Annotated in this window: 17 protein-coding genes and 1 pseudogene; 4 read left to right on the top strand and 14 right to left on the bottom strand. The window is 39.8% G+C overall.

Annotated features, from left to right (window positions below; translation table 11 throughout):
- Positions 1-102: 102 nt before the first annotated feature.
- Entirely contained in the window at positions 103-2,688 is a 2,586-nt protein-coding gene (locus HCCG_RS05135; protein ID WP_002956377.1) for an ATP-dependent Clp protease ATP-binding subunit, read from the bottom strand.
- A gap of 243 nt (positions 2,689-2,931) precedes the next feature.
- Here HCCG_RS05135 and HCCG_RS05140 point away from each other — a divergent pair, with 243 nt between their 5' ends.
- The 4 genes from HCCG_RS05140 (at position 2,932) to HCCG_RS05155 (ending at position 6,589) form a co-directional block, all read left to right on the top strand.
- Positions 2,932-4,221, top strand: a complete 1,290-nt coding sequence (locus HCCG_RS05140; protein WP_002956378.1) for an outer membrane family protein — start codon at positions 2,932-2,934, stop codon at positions 4,219-4,221.
- A 20-nt stretch (positions 4,222-4,241) separates the two neighbouring features.
- The gene (locus tag HCCG_RS05145) at positions 4,242-5,069 is read left to right on the top strand and encodes an RICIN domain-containing protein (protein WP_002956379.1); all 828 of its coding nucleotides are present in this window, start codon (positions 4,242-4,244) and stop codon (positions 5,067-5,069) included.
- A 65-nt stretch (positions 5,070-5,134) separates the two neighbouring features.
- Positions 5,135-5,941, top strand: coding sequence for a cytolethal distending toxin subunit B family protein (locus HCCG_RS05150; RefSeq protein ID WP_002956380.1), 807 nt, complete (start codon positions 5,135-5,137; stop codon positions 5,939-5,941).
- 24 nt (positions 5,942-5,965) lie between these two features.
- Entirely contained in the window at positions 5,966-6,589 is a 624-nt protein-coding gene (locus HCCG_RS05155) for an RICIN domain-containing protein (RefSeq protein ID WP_014666912.1), read from the top strand.
- A 123-nt stretch (positions 6,590-6,712) separates the two neighbouring features.
- On the opposite strand, the gene efp is transcribed toward HCCG_RS05155, so the two are convergent.
- From efp to HCCG_RS05220, 13 genes and pseudogenes are all read right to left on the bottom strand, one after another.
- Complete coding sequence (gene efp, locus HCCG_RS05160) at positions 6,713-7,276, bottom strand: elongation factor P (RefSeq protein ID WP_002956382.1); 564 nt, start codon at positions 7,274-7,276, stop codon at positions 6,713-6,715.
- Between the two features lie 173 nt (positions 7,277-7,449).
- Positions 7,450-8,373: a class II fructose-bisphosphate aldolase gene (locus HCCG_RS05165; protein ID WP_002956383.1), complete on the bottom strand. Its 924-nt coding sequence runs from the start codon at positions 8,371-8,373 to the stop codon at positions 7,450-7,452.
- A 23-nt stretch (positions 8,374-8,396) separates the two neighbouring features.
- Positions 8,397-9,242: a peptidylprolyl isomerase gene (locus tag HCCG_RS05170; RefSeq protein ID WP_015453357.1), complete on the bottom strand. Its 846-nt coding sequence runs from the start codon at positions 9,240-9,242 to the stop codon at positions 8,397-8,399.
- 71 nt (positions 9,243-9,313) lie between these two features.
- Complete coding sequence (locus HCCG_RS05175; protein WP_015453358.1) at positions 9,314-10,066, bottom strand: uroporphyrinogen-III synthase; 753 nt, start codon at positions 10,064-10,066, stop codon at positions 9,314-9,316.
- A gap of 6 nt (positions 10,067-10,072) precedes the next feature.
- The gene (locus tag HCCG_RS05180) at positions 10,073-10,582 is read right to left on the bottom strand and encodes an HdeD family acid-resistance protein (protein ID WP_002956386.1); all 510 of its coding nucleotides are present in this window, start codon (positions 10,580-10,582) and stop codon (positions 10,073-10,075) included.
- A complete protein-coding gene (locus HCCG_RS05185) occupies positions 10,572-11,783 on the bottom strand; it encodes a peptidoglycan glycosyltransferase FtsW (RefSeq protein WP_014666907.1) in 1,212 nt (403 codons plus the stop codon). Before HCCG_RS05185 ends, HCCG_RS05180 begins: the two co-directional genes overlap by 11 nt.
- A gap of 73 nt (positions 11,784-11,856) precedes the next feature.
- The gene (locus tag HCCG_RS05190) at positions 11,857-12,681 is read right to left on the bottom strand and encodes a DNA-methyltransferase (protein WP_002956388.1); all 825 of its coding nucleotides are present in this window, start codon (positions 12,679-12,681) and stop codon (positions 11,857-11,859) included.
- Complete coding sequence (locus tag HCCG_RS05195) at positions 12,675-13,319, bottom strand: hypothetical protein (protein WP_002956389.1); 645 nt, start codon at positions 13,317-13,319, stop codon at positions 12,675-12,677. Before HCCG_RS05195 ends, HCCG_RS05190 begins: the two co-directional genes overlap by 7 nt.
- A gap of 90 nt (positions 13,320-13,409) precedes the next feature.
- Positions 13,410-14,210 (bottom strand): adenine nucleotide alpha hydrolase family protein, encoded by an 801-nt coding sequence (locus HCCG_RS05200; RefSeq protein ID WP_230197906.1) that lies wholly within the window; start codon positions 14,208-14,210, stop codon positions 13,410-13,412.
- A gap of 49 nt (positions 14,211-14,259) precedes the next feature.
- A complete protein-coding gene (locus tag HCCG_RS05205; RefSeq protein ID WP_015453360.1) occupies positions 14,260-14,457 on the bottom strand; it encodes a flagellin modification protein in 198 nt (65 codons plus the stop codon).
- 77 nt (positions 14,458-14,534) lie between these two features.
- On the bottom strand, positions 14,535-14,912 hold the full coding sequence (locus tag HCCG_RS05210) for an LbetaH domain-containing protein (protein WP_230197907.1): 378 nt from the start codon (positions 14,910-14,912) through the stop codon (positions 14,535-14,537).
- An 8-nt stretch (positions 14,913-14,920) separates the two neighbouring features.
- Positions 14,921-15,202, bottom strand: coding sequence for a hypothetical protein (locus HCCG_RS05215; protein ID WP_015453361.1), 282 nt, complete (start codon positions 15,200-15,202; stop codon positions 14,921-14,923).
- Positions 15,199-15,808: pseudogene (locus HCCG_RS05220) on the bottom strand (hypothetical protein); the annotation flags it as partial. The pseudogene HCCG_RS05220 and the gene HCCG_RS05215, both read right to left, overlap by 4 nt.

Genomic DNA, 15,808 nt, shown 5'->3' on the forward strand with positions numbered 1-15,808 from the left:
ACCTACTTTGTGAGATTCTATTTTTAAGTGTTTAATGTTTTTAGGCTTAATATGTATAGCAAATCTTTAATACTAAAATCTTTAAAGATTTTAGTATGTTGTTTAACCCTCTTTTTTCTCCACCTGTGCGTTAATAGAATCCCCATTAAGTGTGAAAAGCACACTTCCTCCTTCGCTTACTTCATCACGCAGAATTAAATCAGCGAGTTTGTCTTCAACCTGCTCATACAACGCCCTTTTTAGCGGACGCGCCCCATACACGCTATCAAAGCCAACCTTTGCGATATGCTCTTTTGCCTCATCACTTAGGCTAATCTCTATGCCCTTTTCCTTAGCCTTTTTAGCAAGAGATTGAAACATAATATCCACAATTTGCGTGATTTGCTCCATTCCTAGAGGATTAAAAATCACAACATCATCAAGGCGATTTAAAAATTCAGGTTTAAAATACATTCTTAACGCCTCTTTGACAGCATTTTGCTTCTGTTCTTTATCTTGCAACTCTAGAATCTTATCACTTGCGATATTGCTCGTTAAAATGATAATGGTATTGCTAAAATCTACCACAACGCCCTTGTTATCACTCAATCGCCCATCATCAAGCACTTGTAATAGGATATTAAACACATCTGGATGAGCCTTCTCCACTTCATCAAACAGCACAATACTATAAGGTTTGCGTCTTATAGCCTCAGTCAAGACACCACCTTCTTCATAGCCCACATATCCCGGAGGTGCACCTACAAGCCTACTGACTGCGTGTTTTTCCATATATTCGCTCATATCAATCCTAACAAGCGATTTGGCATTGTCAAACAAAAACTCCGCTAAAGTCTTAGCACACTGCGTTTTCCCTACACCTGTGGGTCCTAGAAACAAAAAACTCCCAATGGGGCGATTAGCATCGCTTAGCCCGGCTTTATTGCGTTTAATGGCACGAGCAATGGCTTTGATTGCAGATTCTTGCCCCACCACACTTTTTGTGAGTTCAGATTCTATGTCTAAAATTCGCTCCTTTTGGCTTTGGAGCATTTTTTTGATAGGCACTCCACTCCAGCGACTTACCACACTTGCGATACTTTCTTGCGTTACGGCATTTTTAAGCAAAGTGCCATTTTTCTGCATTTGCTCCCATTGGTCTTGCAACTCTTTCTCTTTATTTAAAGTCTGTGGAATCTTGCCATAGTCAATTTCAGCCGCCTTGCTGTAATCCCCACTTCGTTTGGCATTTTCAGATTCTCGCCTTAGGCTATCAAGCTCGGCTTTAATGTTAGCAATTTGCGTGAAGACATTTTTTTCCTGCTCAAAGCGTCCATTGAGTGAGATTTTCTCCTCTTTAAGATTTTCTAGCTCTTTGTCAATCTCTGTGATTCTTGCTTGATTAAAATCTGTCTTTTCCATATTGAGTGCTTGTCTTTCCACTTCTAAATTTGCAATTTGCTTTTTGACTTTGCTAAGTTCCAATGGCTCAGATTCTATTTGCATTTTAAGCTCCGCAGCGGCTTCATCAATTAAGTCAATAGCCTTATCGGGCAGGAATCTATCCGTGATATAGCGGCTTGAAAGCTTTGCTGCAGCAATGAGTGCTAAATCTGTGATATTAACATTATGATGGGCTTCAAGGTTTGGCTTAATCCCACGCAGAATCTGTAAGGCTTCATTAATGCTTGGTTCATTGACATTAATAGGCTGGAATCGGCGTGTAAGGGCGGCATCTTTTTCAAAATATTTACGATATTCTTTGAGTGTGGTCGCACCGATGGTGTGAAGCTCTCCGCGTGCAAGAGCTGGTTTTAGAATATTTGCCGCGTCCATACTCCCTTCACTTGCTCCTGCTCCCACGATGGTGTGAATCTCATCAATGAATAAAATCACATTACCCGCTTTTTTTACTTCATTCACAACATTTTTTAATCGCTCTTCAAACTCACCGCGATACTTCGCCCCAGCGATTAACGCACTCATATCAAGGGCTATGAGCCTTTTGTTTTGTAAGCTTAAAGGCACAGATTTTGAGATAATCCTTTGAGCCAAGCCCTCTACCACAGCAGTTTTCCCAACTCCGGGTTCGCCTAGCAAAATAGGATTATTTTTGCTTTTGCGGATTAGAATCTGCATCATCGCATTAATCTCATCATCGCGTCCAATCACTGGATCAAGCGTGTTTTCTAACGCCTTTTGTGTAAGGTCAATGCCAAACTTGCTTAAAGATTCTAGATTGTCATCACCACTTTGAGATTCTATCTTGCTATCCCCTCTTAACGCAAGTAGCGTCTTTTTCAGCTCATTCATATCCACAAATGGCTTAAAAATACTTACAAAATCTTGCTCTTTAAGATTAGCGATGAGAAACATATCCACCGCAATAAAGCTATCATTATTTTTTGTGGCTTCGCCTTGAGCGAGATTTAATGCATTTGAAAGCTCTTTGCTGATACTTAGACTTTCCTTTGAGACTTGAGAGCTTTTTGGCAGGGTATTGACTTGACTTTGTGCTTGTAGCGTAATGGTAGCTTTGTCAATATTGAGCTTATTTAAGGCTTGATTCAGCACACTTTGATGATTGCTTAATAATGCCCAATACAAATGTGAAGGGGCGATTTCTTGATTCTGTGAATGTAGTGCAAGTGAAGCCGCACTATCAATGGCTTCTTTGAGTTGATTGGTTAGTTTATCAAATAAATTCATAGCAAACTCCTTTTAAGTTTTATATGAAGTGTATTATATAAGTTTAGTCATTTAATGTCAAGTTTATTTATAAAATAAGTGATAAGTTTTTGCTAATATGCTTAGAATCTGTCAAATTTTATGCCAAGTTGCTAAAAATTTAGATTCTATATGAATTTATTGAGAATTTTTTGCATTTTTAAAAAGGTTTTTTGGATGAGTTTTGTATAATATGTGTAAAATTTTCATCTTTAAGGAGTATGAGTGAGAAAGTTTCTTGTTGGTGTGTGCTGTTGCGTGTGGTTAAGTGCTTTTGGAGTGGAGTATAAGATTGGAGGAAAAGCTGAAACTTTTGGTAAATTTGGCTTTAATAATGGATCATATAATCCAAATACATTTAAAAACCCTACTGATAGTTATGCTTCGTTATTTGGGGCTATGGAGTTTGATGTAAAAGCTCAAAATGGTTTTAGTGCGTCTTTAGGCGGTGCGATTAATGCTTTGGTGTATGATAGTACTTCTTCACAAGGTGGGCAATCTTTAGGAAATGGCTATATCGGTGCGTGGTTTGGCTACAAGGGCGATAAGGCAATGGAAGCGAGACAATATATTTTACATAATGCATTTGTTGGCTATGAGGGGGAGTATTTTGGCTTTAAGGCTGGGCGATATGAGAGTAGTGGGCTAGACTGGTTTGGTGCGTGGAATCAAGGTGGGGAGCTATATGTTGGCAATGAGTATGTGAAGCTCTGGGGATTTTACTCTGATAGCAGGGCTATGGTGTATAGCAATTGGTTTTGGGATTATACGCGTTTTAGTGTGGCTGGTAAGGGCGTGTATGCTGGTGGGCTAGATGTTGGCACAGATTCTATAAAACTTTCGCTCTATACTTATGGTTCGCAAGATCGCTTTGTAGCACCGGGCGTGAAGTTTGCGTGGAATGAGGCTCTGGGGGAACATCTTTCAAATGAATTTGTGGCTATTGGACTATTTCCTATAAATGAAGAGAATCCTAAAGGAATGAGCGGTGGATCTGCGTTAGTAGGCAAAGATACGCTTTTTGGTGACAAGCTTGATAAATACACGCAAACACTTTTTATTAGGGAACAGGTGAATTTTTACAAACATTTTGCCGGGGCAATGCTCTATAAAAATTGGGGCAATGCTAATGCGTGGATAGGCTCGTATGGCGATCCGTTTAATGGCTTTGATATTTGGATAGGCAGTGCGTATGATAAAGGTGCTTCTTTGAGCGATATGATAGGACGCAATGCGATAAGCACTATTGGCTATATTGGCGGAGATTATGGGGATTTTTCTTGGCAGATTCTAGGGCGACACACACAAAGCCCACGAAGTGATGAAAATGCTTTGGCACTCACTTTGAATCAAAGGCTGTATAAGGAGCTAAGTATGCGTGTAAAGATTGAATATTTTAGCGATGTTACAAAGGCTGGATATTCTGTCGGCGGCGATTCAGATTCATCTCCCTTATCGCATAATCAAACAAATGATAGAAGTCATATAATGACTTGGCTTTCACAGAAATTTTAATATATAAAGGAGTGGCTTATATGAAAAATAGAATCTCTATAGCCTTTGTAATTGGCTATATGTTGGCTTTTGGTGGCTGTGGAGGGAAAATAGGCGATGTGAATCCAACCGCTGGACTGATAGGGTATTCTAAGGATTCTGATCCGTTGAAAATAGGCTCAAAGCCCAAGCCACCAGCAAAGCAAAGCACACCTACACTTGTTGTTGGACCCATAGTTGTGCCTGAAGATCAAAATAAACGCTTTAATACAAGAGTGAGAACACAAATCACCGAAGAGATGGTGGGGAAAAGTTCACGCAATGCCGTGTTGCCTATCAAGCACCCACCACTAGTTGGGAGTAGTGGAGTAAATGCACCGCCTATTCCACCGCAAAATGGAGATTGGATAGTATTGATGTCGCCCGGTGGTGCGGCTTTGACCGTGTGGGCTTTGGCACAGGGGAATTGGATATGGGGCTATACACTTATTGATAGTATAGGCTTTGGTGGTGCACGCGTGTGGCGACTTAGATTCTTTGATAATGATGAAGTGATGATTGAAAATAACGAGACACGAACTTGTCTCAATGGCTATAAAAATGGGCTTATCCATATGGCGTGTAATACAAAAAATCGCTACCAAAGATTCAAACTCATTCCTATGTCTAATGAATCTTTTCAGCTTAAAAATGTAGGCTTGAATCAATGTGTGCAAGCACCCATAGGCAATATTTTCGGCGATTTCCATAGGGTAACAAGTATCTTTTTAACCAAATGTGCGACAGGAAGCAATTTAGATCAGCAGTGGTATGTTGCCCCACCGACTTTTTTAGTGCGTCCTTTGTATAGGCGGGATATTGATAAATGAAAATAATGGCAGTAAAAATAATGGAGGTAGCAAAAATGGGCGTAAAAACAATAACAATAGAAAAAATGATAAAAGCAATATGTGCTTGGCTTTGTGTTGTTGGTGTAGCATTTGGTGCGATTGATGATTTTAAGACTGCTTCTTGGAATCTTCAAGGCTCTTCGGCAACATCTGAAAGCAAATGGAGCGTGAGTGTGCGGCAGCTCATAAGTGGAGAAAATGCAGCTGATATACTTGCTCTGCAAGAGGCGGGGTCTTTGCCACAAACGGCAACGCCCACTCAAAGGACTTTTCAAACGCCACAGGGTATTCCTATTGCTGAATATACTTGGGATTTAGGCTCTCGCTCTCGTCCGGATATGGTGTATATTTATTATTCTCCGGTTGATGTTGGAGCAAATCGCGTGAATCTTGCTATTGTTTCTAGGCGAAGGGCGGATGATGTGATTGTTCTGCCACCACCCACAACGGTTTCTCGCCCGATTATTGGAATCCGCATAGGTAATGATGTGTTTTTCTCAATCCACGCTTTGGCTAATGGCGGAAGAGATGCACCTGCGATTGTCAATTCTGTGTTTAATCATTTTAGGGGGCAGTCAAATGTGAATTGGATGATTTTGGGGGATTTTAATCGTAGCCCTGCGAGTTTGCGGCTTGAGCTTAATTTGGAGACGCGAGTAAGGACGGCGATAGTTGCTCCAAATATAGCCACACAAAGAAGCGGAGGCATACTTGATTATGCAGTGATAGGGAACTCTGGAAGCGGCTTTAGAGAACCGCTTATTGCAGCTGTTTTGATGTTGGCAAATTTCCGCACACAGCTCGTGTCGGATCATTTTCCTGTGAATTTTAGAAGATTCCCACCAAATTAAAAAATATACAAAAAAGGATATGTGATGAAAAAGCTATGTTATGTTGTATTGATGCTTGGCGTGATGAGTGTAGGGAGTATGGAGAGTGTCGCTGAAGAGGGTGTGTCTGGTTTTAGCTTTAATAGTGGCGGAAGAAGAGATGATTTTGAGAATGTTACACGGCGTTTTCAAATACGCAATGTGCGAAATGGCATTGCATTAAATATTGATAGGAAGGGCGATTTTAATACGCAAAATTGGTTTTTGCGTGATTTTGGGCTTAATCCTAAGTTTATTAAAGGTAAAGATCCTTTGGCTAAAAGTTGGGGCTTTGGCTATGTGCAGTTTGTTGATCCGCGTAATCAGGATAGATGTCTATCTATTGGTGAGGATGGTTTTTTGCATTACAAGTCTTGCAGGGGTGATATACAATCAAAGGCGTTTGAGAGTATATTTTCGATCATTCCCACAAGCAGTGGGGCGGTGCAGATACGCTCTCTAGTGCTAGAAGCCAATGAATGTTTGAGTGCGTTTGAAAATCCAAATGTGCCTATTGAGCGGCGTTTTGGCATACAGCCTTGTTCGCTTGATTTTGATTTTTTGATTGATACAAGTGAGCTATTTTTCTTTACACCCGCACTTGTGGAGGCTCGTCCTTTGGCGAGATGAAGTGCTTATTGTGTGAAGCAATAGCTCAAAATCTAGGCTTGAGAATTAAAAAATGTGAAGTTATTTAAGAGATTGTTTTAGGAATATCAAAAAAGGCTAAGGTTTCAGCCTTTTTGCAGGGACTTATTTAACTTTTTCTAAATACTCACCTGTTTCGGTATTGACCTTAATTTTTTCGCCCTCCAACACGTGGAAAGGCACCTGCACAACAGCACCAGTTTCGAGTGTGGCTGGTTTTTTACCTCCGCTACTTGTATCGCCTTTGAAGTTTGGTGCGGTTTCTGTGATTGTTAGCTCCACGACAAGCGGCACATCAACGGAAATCGCCTTATCATTATGGAATAGAATCTGCACATTTAGCCCATCAAGCATCCATTTTGCCACTTCACCTACTTGATCTTCATTCAGTGCGATTTGCTCATAGGTAGTTGTGTCCATAAACTGAAAAGAGCTGCCATCGTGGTAGAGAAACTGCATTGTCTTTTCTTGTAAATTTGGCTCTTCGCATTTATCACCCGCGTGGAAGGTCTTTTCAATCACTTTGCCATCAAGAAATGACTTAATCTTAGCACGGACAAACGCCGCACCTTTACCCGGTTTTACATGTTGATACTCTGTGATTCTGTATGGAATCCCATCAATTTCAATTTTTAGTCCTTTTTTGAGTTCGCTCATTCCAATTGCCATTGTTTAAATCCTTTCAAGTAGTGTAAAGTCGCGTATTATAGCATTTGTGTGTGGTATTTGCAATTAAGATTTGGCGTTTAGGGGGATAAATTTAAAGATTAAAAGAATATAGAATCTTACAAAGATTCTATATTATAGATAAGGGGTTTGTTTAATAGCCGATTTTTCTTCCCTTATATTTTTCCAGCACTGCCTAGCACACCCATTCTCTCCACCATAAGTTTGGTAACAAATTCCATTGCTGGAGTGAAGAATTTGCGTAAGTCAAATTGTGTGTTATCGCTATTTGCCACCCTTCGCACTTCAGCGATAAAGGCAATACGCAAGTCTGTGTCGATATTTACCTTATTAATCCCGCCTTTGACTGCTTCTTGTAAAAATGCAAACGGCACACCTTTGCTGCCCTTCAAATCCCCACCTGTGGCTAGGAAAGCTTCTCTCACATAATCTGGTATCGCACTTGCGCCGTGCAAAACAAGCGGAATATTTGTGCGGACTTTGACTTCTTGGAGACGCTCAAAGTCAAGCTTTGGCTCACCCTTAAACTTAAATGCCCCGTGGCTTGTGCCAATGGCAGGGGCTAGATAATCCACCTGTGTGGCTTTGACAAACTCTTCTGCTTCATCAGGATTAATAAGCACCGCATCTTTTTCATCAACGGAAATATTATCCTCAATCCCCATAAGTCGCCCAAGCTCCGCTTCCACGCTCACCCCCTTGCTATGGGCGTATGCTACCACTTCTTTTGTCATTTCTAAGTTTTCTTTAAAAGGGTGGTGAGAGGCATCAATCATCACGGAAGTAAATCCTGCATCCACTGCCTTTTTGCAAGATTCAAAGCTTGTGCCGTGATCTAGGTGCAATGCCACGGGGATATGTGAATAGCGGTTGGATAGAATCTTGACTAAGCCCACTGCCATATCAATCCCCATATATTTAATCGCCCCTTCACTTGCCTGAACGATGATGGGCGATTTAGCAACATCAGCTGCCATAAAAATGGCATTTAGCATTTCAAAATTTACAAAGTTAAACGCCCCCACGCCATAACCCTCTCTATGGGCTTTATTTAGAATCTCAATCCCCGAAACAAGCATATTCTCTCCTTATGTGATTAAAACTATTTTGTAATCTGAATTTTTGCTTTTTCACGCAAAGCCTGAATCTTTTGCATCATACCACCTTGCACATTTTGCATTTTGATTTGCTCTTCAATGATTTTTTTAGCCTCATTGTAAGGAATGATTTTTGGCTCACTCTTTTTGATAAGGTAGATAACATGGTAGCCAAATGGCGTTTGCACAGGCTCTTGCGTATATGTGCCGGGTTTAAGATTTGAAGCAGCATTAGCAAAGTCTGGGTGCATAACATTGCGTTGGAATGTTCCTAAATCCCCGCCATTTTTAGCTTGTTTTGAAGCTGGGTCAGTGCTCTTAGCATTGGCAAGTTCAATAAACTTAGATTCAGCTTTTTTCCCTGCTTTATCAAGCTCTTTAATAATATCTTTTGCTTCAGATTCAGTCTTTACCAAAATATGTCTTGCGTGCATTTCTTGGTTAATAAACATACCCTCATTATTTTTGTAAATTTCCTTAATTTGTGCGTCATTGACACTTGGCATTTGAATCCCACCTACTTGCTTTTTGCTCCATAAGTCAATAAGAAGCTGATCTTTAATATTATTAATCGCTTCGGTATATTCTTTTGAAGTATCAAGCTTTTCAGCCTTGGCGGCTTTAAGGATAAGCTGACGATTGACAAGCTCTTGGATAATACCCTCTTTTTCTTGATCAGAAAGTTTAGCATAATTGAAGTTAGGGATACTTTGCTTCAAAATTTCTAAATCCTTATCCGTAACGGCAGGTTTGCCATCAATGGTAGCATAAGTCTTAGCTTGTAAAGATGCGATAGCTAGGCTTAAAAAAATCGCACCAAAAAGTTGTTTTGCGGGAAGATGTTTTTTCATCGTTATTTCTCCAAAATTTAAGATTTGCAGGATTGTAGCAATCAAAGTTAAATGGACTTTAAGCCTAGATTCTACTTTCTTGCATTTTGGGTATTTAGCCCTAAGGCTATGGATTTAGCAAACTCAATAGCGTGGGGAATGCTAGGCTTTGGGCTAATGTAAGCCTGAAGTGTGGGGCTAAAAGAAGCAAAGGTGCTTTTACCAATGGCAATAGCGATATACTCATATTCCCAGCTAAAATTTGCTACAAAGCTTTTATACGCACTTGGTGCGGTGAAGATTAACACGCTTTGCGGTTTTGGCTTAAGATTCTGCTCTAAAGTTAAGGGTGTATTCACATAAGCTATGACTTCTTGCAGCGGGACTTTGGCATTTATAAGTGTGGCATTAAGCTGTGAGACAATCTCTTTGGCGCGTAGATAGATTGGAAAGCGATTTTGAAGCAGGGGGATAATCTCTTTAGCAAATTCTTGCCCGTGCGCTTTTTGCCCTACAAACTCCACCTTTGCGTTATGCTGATAGAGAATCTCCGCACTCTTTGGGCTTATCACAAAGCTTGGAATCTCACGCCACTTAGCAAGATGTGGATTGTAGTGTGGGGATAGGGGGTTGGCAGATTCTAGCAGGGCTCGTATAGCGTAGCGTGAAGTAAAAATAAGACTATCAATGCCTTGTAAATCGTGTGTGATAGGCAGATAGGTGATTTTATTTGTAACAAGGCATTTGACATTTTTTACTTCGCGTGTGCCTATAAGCACAACTTCGTAGGCACGAGTGGCAAGGGGATTATAGGATTTGCTTGTAAGCAATACTGAATCTGCCATTATGGATTACTGCATTTTTCTTAGACTATTCCAAAAGATTAAGCCAATACCGCCACTGATAATAAGTGTAATGCCAAGAATCAGGCTAATGAGTGTAGCAAGCACTTCAGGGAAGATGACAAAAAGCACACCAAGTAGCACATACAGCCCACCCATAATCATCACGCCACTAGCGAGATTTGAGATTTTTGAAAGTCTCCACGCGTGGATAAGCCACAAGATTCCTTTTAAAATAAGCCACAAGGCGATAAGAAGTGGAATAAAATTTTGTGCTATTTCTTCACCGCCAAAAAGCAGTACCAAGCCAAATGCACACGACAATAGCCCATCTATGAGTATCATCATAAAACGCATTTGAAAAAAATACACAAGGCTTCCTAGCCCACTAAAAAGCATAATAAAGCCTACAAGATAGGCAAGGACAATCATTGTGTTATCCGGATTTGCAATACACACAATACCTAAAATGATGAGTGAAAGGCTAAAGGCCAACCAAAGTATGCTTTTAAGATTCATTTTTGCTCCTTAATAATGAGGTTTGATGTGATGAAATTTGAGTTTGAGGTTGGGATTTTGAGATAGCTAAAACTAAGCCAATGGCAATGCAATTTGCAATAAGTGAGCTACCCCCATAACTTAAAAACGGCACAGCTATACCTTTTACAGGCGTGATTCCAGAGATTCCAAAGGCGTTAATAATAAGTGAAAAACCAATGAGTAGCCCAACGCCAATGCAAAAAAGATAGCACATTTTGTTTGCAGCACGATTAGCTATGCGAAAGAGTAAAAGTAAGATATAGCCAAAAAGCAGCATAATCCCAAATAACCCAAGGAAGCCAAGCTCCTCTGTAATTCCAGCTAGAATGATGTCTGTATGGACATCGCTTAAAAATCCAAGCTTAATAGAGCCTTCAGCTAAGCCAGAGCCAAAAAATCCACCATTTGACATAGCATTTGTAGCGTGATAGATTTGATAAGGTTCAGGTAGTCCGCTCACACGGAGATTCTCCGCCCAGCCTTGTGGGAGCAATGCCAAAACAGAATCTTGTGCGCTTGCCCACCACGACTTGACACGCAAGATTCTATGTGGGCTTGTGATAATAGCTAGAAATGCTGTGCTTATCGTGCCTAGAAAGATAATGCCTAGCAGTCGCAAACTCCCTCCGGCAAAAAGCAGCATTACTCCTAGTGTGAGTGCTAGGAGAATAACCTGCCCTAAATCATTTTGTAGCACCGCAATAAGCACCACAGCCACGATAAATAAAAGCAAATAGGGGATAAAGATTCTAATCTCATCTTTAATGGAAAGATGCACATTGCTTACAAACTTGCGAGAAAAACTCCAAGCTAGAAAATACACAAAACCGATTTTAAAAAGTTCAGATGGTGCAAGGGAGATAAAAGAAAGCCTAATCCATCTCTTTGCCCCACCAGCCGAGCTTACAAAGCTTTGGGGCAAAAAGTGCATACCCACCATAAGAATGATAGATAAAAGAAAAATAGCAACGCCAATGCGTTTAAAATGGGCTTCAACATTAAGCTTAGAAAGTCCCCACATCAGCAAAATGCCACAAATCACAGCTATAATCTGCCTTATAAAAAAGTGAAAATGCGTATAGCCATTATGACTTGTGATATATGCTGCGAGTGAGTAAGACATCACCGCACCGATACAAGATAAAAGTGTAACCGCATAAAAAAGCCTAGAATCTGCCATAAATCTCACTTTTATAGTAATTTTTAAAGCGTTAGAATACCAAAGAATAGCCAAAAAATAGCAAACTTTTTAATCACAAAAGCACCCCCTGCCCCCTTAAAGCAAACCTATCCTTGCTCTTGCCTTTTGCTTTTTTCTCGCTAAAAGTTTCTTTGACTTCGTGTAGATTTAGCTCCAATTGCGCTTCTTTCAAAAAATGCTGATAATTTGTGATTCTACTCTCCGCAAGAGTGAGATAAGTTTTAGCATTATCAATGCCTATAAAATCGCAGTTGAGTATCTTTGCGGCAATGCCTGTCGTCCCACTGCCACAATATGGATCAATCACAACGCCACCATTTTCATTTAAAATTGAAAAAATGCACCGCAAGGGCAATGCGAGTGGAAAGGGGGCGGGGTGGGCGTTATTACTCTCTGGGCGGATTCTCCAAATGGAGCTTAAAAGTGCGTGGCGACTTTGTAGTTCTTCTCCAATGAGATTTTTACCCTTTGGCTTAATAAGCCAATAAATCCTTTCTTCTATCTGCCAAAATCTCCAGCCGCGAATATTCCCTGCAATGCCCCTATCCCAAATAATTTCCTGCCTTAGATTCCACTTTGTTTGAGAAATCCATTGCAATGGATGGAGTAATTTGCCCTTTTCCCAGCGGATTTTGTGGTTATAAAAAAAGCTTCCCCCCTCTTTTGTGATTCTATAGAGTTCATTTAGCACGGCGATTTGATTTTCTTGGTATGCTTTTTCATCAAGCTTATCACAAGTATTATCGTATAAAACATTCTTAACAAGCCAACCTCTTTTATTCTCTTGCTTATTGTAAGGCGGCGAGGTTACGCCCATATCTATGCTATCATTTTCTAGCTTTTGAAGCTCGCTTAAAGTATCTCCGCAAATTAACATTGATTTGCCCTTAAAAAAGCAAATAAGTTTTTTTCTAAAAATTTTTCATATTCTGCTAATTGTGGGCAAATATAAATGATATGAATATCGGCATTTTTGCAATGAGAAAAGCTAAAAGATGCACTCCGCAGATAAAGTCCTTTAATGTCTCCATTTGGGAATTTTTTATGGAGTTGTAGTTCTAAATGTTTTAAAAAATGAATATCATTAAAAGGGAACTCAAAGAGATAAAGCAATTTTCCATCTACAAATCCACTAATAAGCATATTTAAACGCTCTTGTTTGTCTTTATAGAATCTAGCCCAAGTGTAATCAGTGAAATTCCCACCACCATTGAGTTTTTTATTTTCGTTAGAGTAGATATTTTTAGGCTTTGCTTCGCAGTTTATGGGCTCACCAAAGCTATTTTGCCTAAAGCCATTAAAGCCTAATTTTTTAGGATTATGTGTATAACCTGCCAAAGTAACGCTTAAGGCTTCTCTAATGGTAGAGCTATTCTTGTCATTGATATAAGTTGTTAAAAGTTCGCTCAAAAGAGCGATGAGCGTGTCTTTTGACTGCCCTAGTAAATGTGTGCTAAAGTCAATATGGGAGTTGAGTGAGTAGATTTTAATGAGTTCCTGCAGGTTTTGTGTCATCGTATCCCTTTTGTATCTAATGTATCAAAAGGGATAGATATTAGCATATTTTTACAAATGTTTAAAGCTCCTGTTTCACCTAATTTGCTATCACACCACTTGTTTAATGCGTCTCCATACGCCATTTGCATCTTTTTTTACAATCTCTGTATTTGCGTGAGAATCTACGATTCTATCAAAATGAGATTCACTTATCCCCATTGTTTGACAAATATCATATTTAGCTAAAGGATCAAGGATATGATCAGCTTCATTGATATAAAGCAGAGCCTGTTCTCGTTTGATAGCCCCCTCTCTACAAAGGCGTGTCGCCATATCAGTTGTGCGTTGTGCGCCAAATTTTACAAATTTGCACCAATACTGCACCATATAGCCAATACTATCAATTTGTGCAAAATGCTCCACAGAGCCTTGCCTATACCATTCGTGGAAGTCTTGCAAGTCCTTAAATCCCACACTTCTAGCCTCATGCATTGAATCTACATAGCCATAGGGATAAATCGCTCCCATAAATATAAACTTCAGCTCATCTGTGCTTTGTTTGTGAAAAATATTGAGTTCCTTTGTGCTGCCATACTCAAAAGCCGCATCTTCGCCATAAAACACATCTCTTACCCCAAATGCTCTAGCAATCTTTACCACCTCACTTTCAAAGCTCCCCAAACGGAGTTCAGCCAACATATAGGGATTAAGATATTTTTCAAAGCATTCTTTCATTTCCTGTTTGCAAGTTTTAGGCTTGTAGCGATAGATGATATGATCTACATCAAAAAATTCTGCGATATTATTGAGATTATGAGCCCCTGCTTGTGTGCGAGTAGATTCATCATAAGTGGTAATCAGCAAGGGATTTTTGACATTATGATTTTGTATAAGCCTTTTTACAATCATATGGGAATCTTTCCCACCACTCACACCAATAACGCAATCATAACTATTTTTATCTACTGCCCCCCCCCCCAGTTAATTGTCTGCTCTGCTCCAAATGCTTTGTAAGCCACTCCTGCCTTGCTTTAAAGTCAATATGTTTTTTTGCCTTAGCGTTGATACACGCCCCACAGATTCCATTTTCTACATAAAGATTTGGGCGATACTCCATAGGGAATCCGCATATTTTACAGCCTGTTATGGTTTCCATTTTTACTCCTTTTTGTTTTTTAAGATTTTGAAAATTTGAGTTAAAAAGATTCTAGTTTCAGCTTTAATGACACCTCCTTATAGAGTGGAATCCACTCCAAAAATATCCCTTAGCACATTGTGTGAGCTTACTAAGATTCTATGCTTGGGATAAGAGCCTACAACAATACTGTTACTCGGCACATCAGTATCTATGATAAAGGTATTTGCCCCAAAGATGACATTATCTCCTACATTACATTTGCCTATCACTCTGCTACCCCCATACATCAGCACTCCCTGCCCAAAAGATGGATAATGCGTAATGCCATTTTCTTTGCTAGAGCCAACGCCACAATTATGATACGCACAAAAATAATCACTATACTCTGCCCTGCCTAGCACACTCCCTACAGGGTGAGTAAGCATAAAAATCTTAGGTAACTTCACTTCATAAAACATATCAACGCTATGCAATGCCTTATTTAAGCAATATATCTGCGTAGCACAATCAATTTTATTATGGCGATAAAGCTATTTGCTAGGTAGTAGAGAAATACAGCATATTTATCGCTATGGTAGAAATCATTTTGACTTAGGGCTTGTGTGTAGTATTTGCCAGATATGTGCGTTAAGCAAGAGGCAAAATGCTCCATTGCGATAAGCAAGTCAGCAGATTCTATAAGGTTTTGGTTATATTCAAGCGGAAAGAGTGAATCTGTTTGCTTATGGATAAGTGCGGATACAAAAGGGAGCAGGGCAGTCATATTGCCCCCTTGCGTATATTTATATGTGTGTTTATTTGATAATGATGAGAATCCCCCAGTTGAGTAGCATTCCCGCAGAAATGGTAAGGCGAGGTGTTGCTGTGGATTCTATAATATGGGATTGTGTGAGATGAGATTCTATCAAATCGGGCTGTGTGGTGGCTACTTGAGATGGTTGAAATGGAGTTATGTTTCGCCCCCCCCCCCGTTATATAATCTTCGCTGTTATGCCCAAAAGCAAAGTTAGATTCTGTGTTATCAATAGCTAGAGTAAAGCTCCCTATGCCCCTTTGTGAAAAGTCGCGTTTAAAATCTATTTGTGGATAAAATGGCACAATCTCAAGGCTTCGCACACCATCACACATATCTATAATGCTTTGTTTGCAGTAGGTATTGTAGTAGCCATTGGTGAATGGCTTTTTGGGATTGTTTTCATTATAGCTTGAAGGGCGAGTCCTATCGCAAATAGTCGTGTATAAATCCACATCAAACTCTGTGTTAAACAAACTTGAAGCATACAATCGCCCCTTAGGCTTTAAGATTCTTACAATCTCTTGCATAACACGACTAATGTTTTCTTTATCCACCCAGCTCAAAGTCTGCCAA

This window comes from Helicobacter cinaedi CCUG 18818 = ATCC BAA-847, from assembly GCF_000155475.1.
Classification (GTDB): domain Bacteria; phylum Campylobacterota; class Campylobacteria; order Campylobacterales; family Helicobacteraceae; genus Helicobacter_C; species Helicobacter_C cinaedi.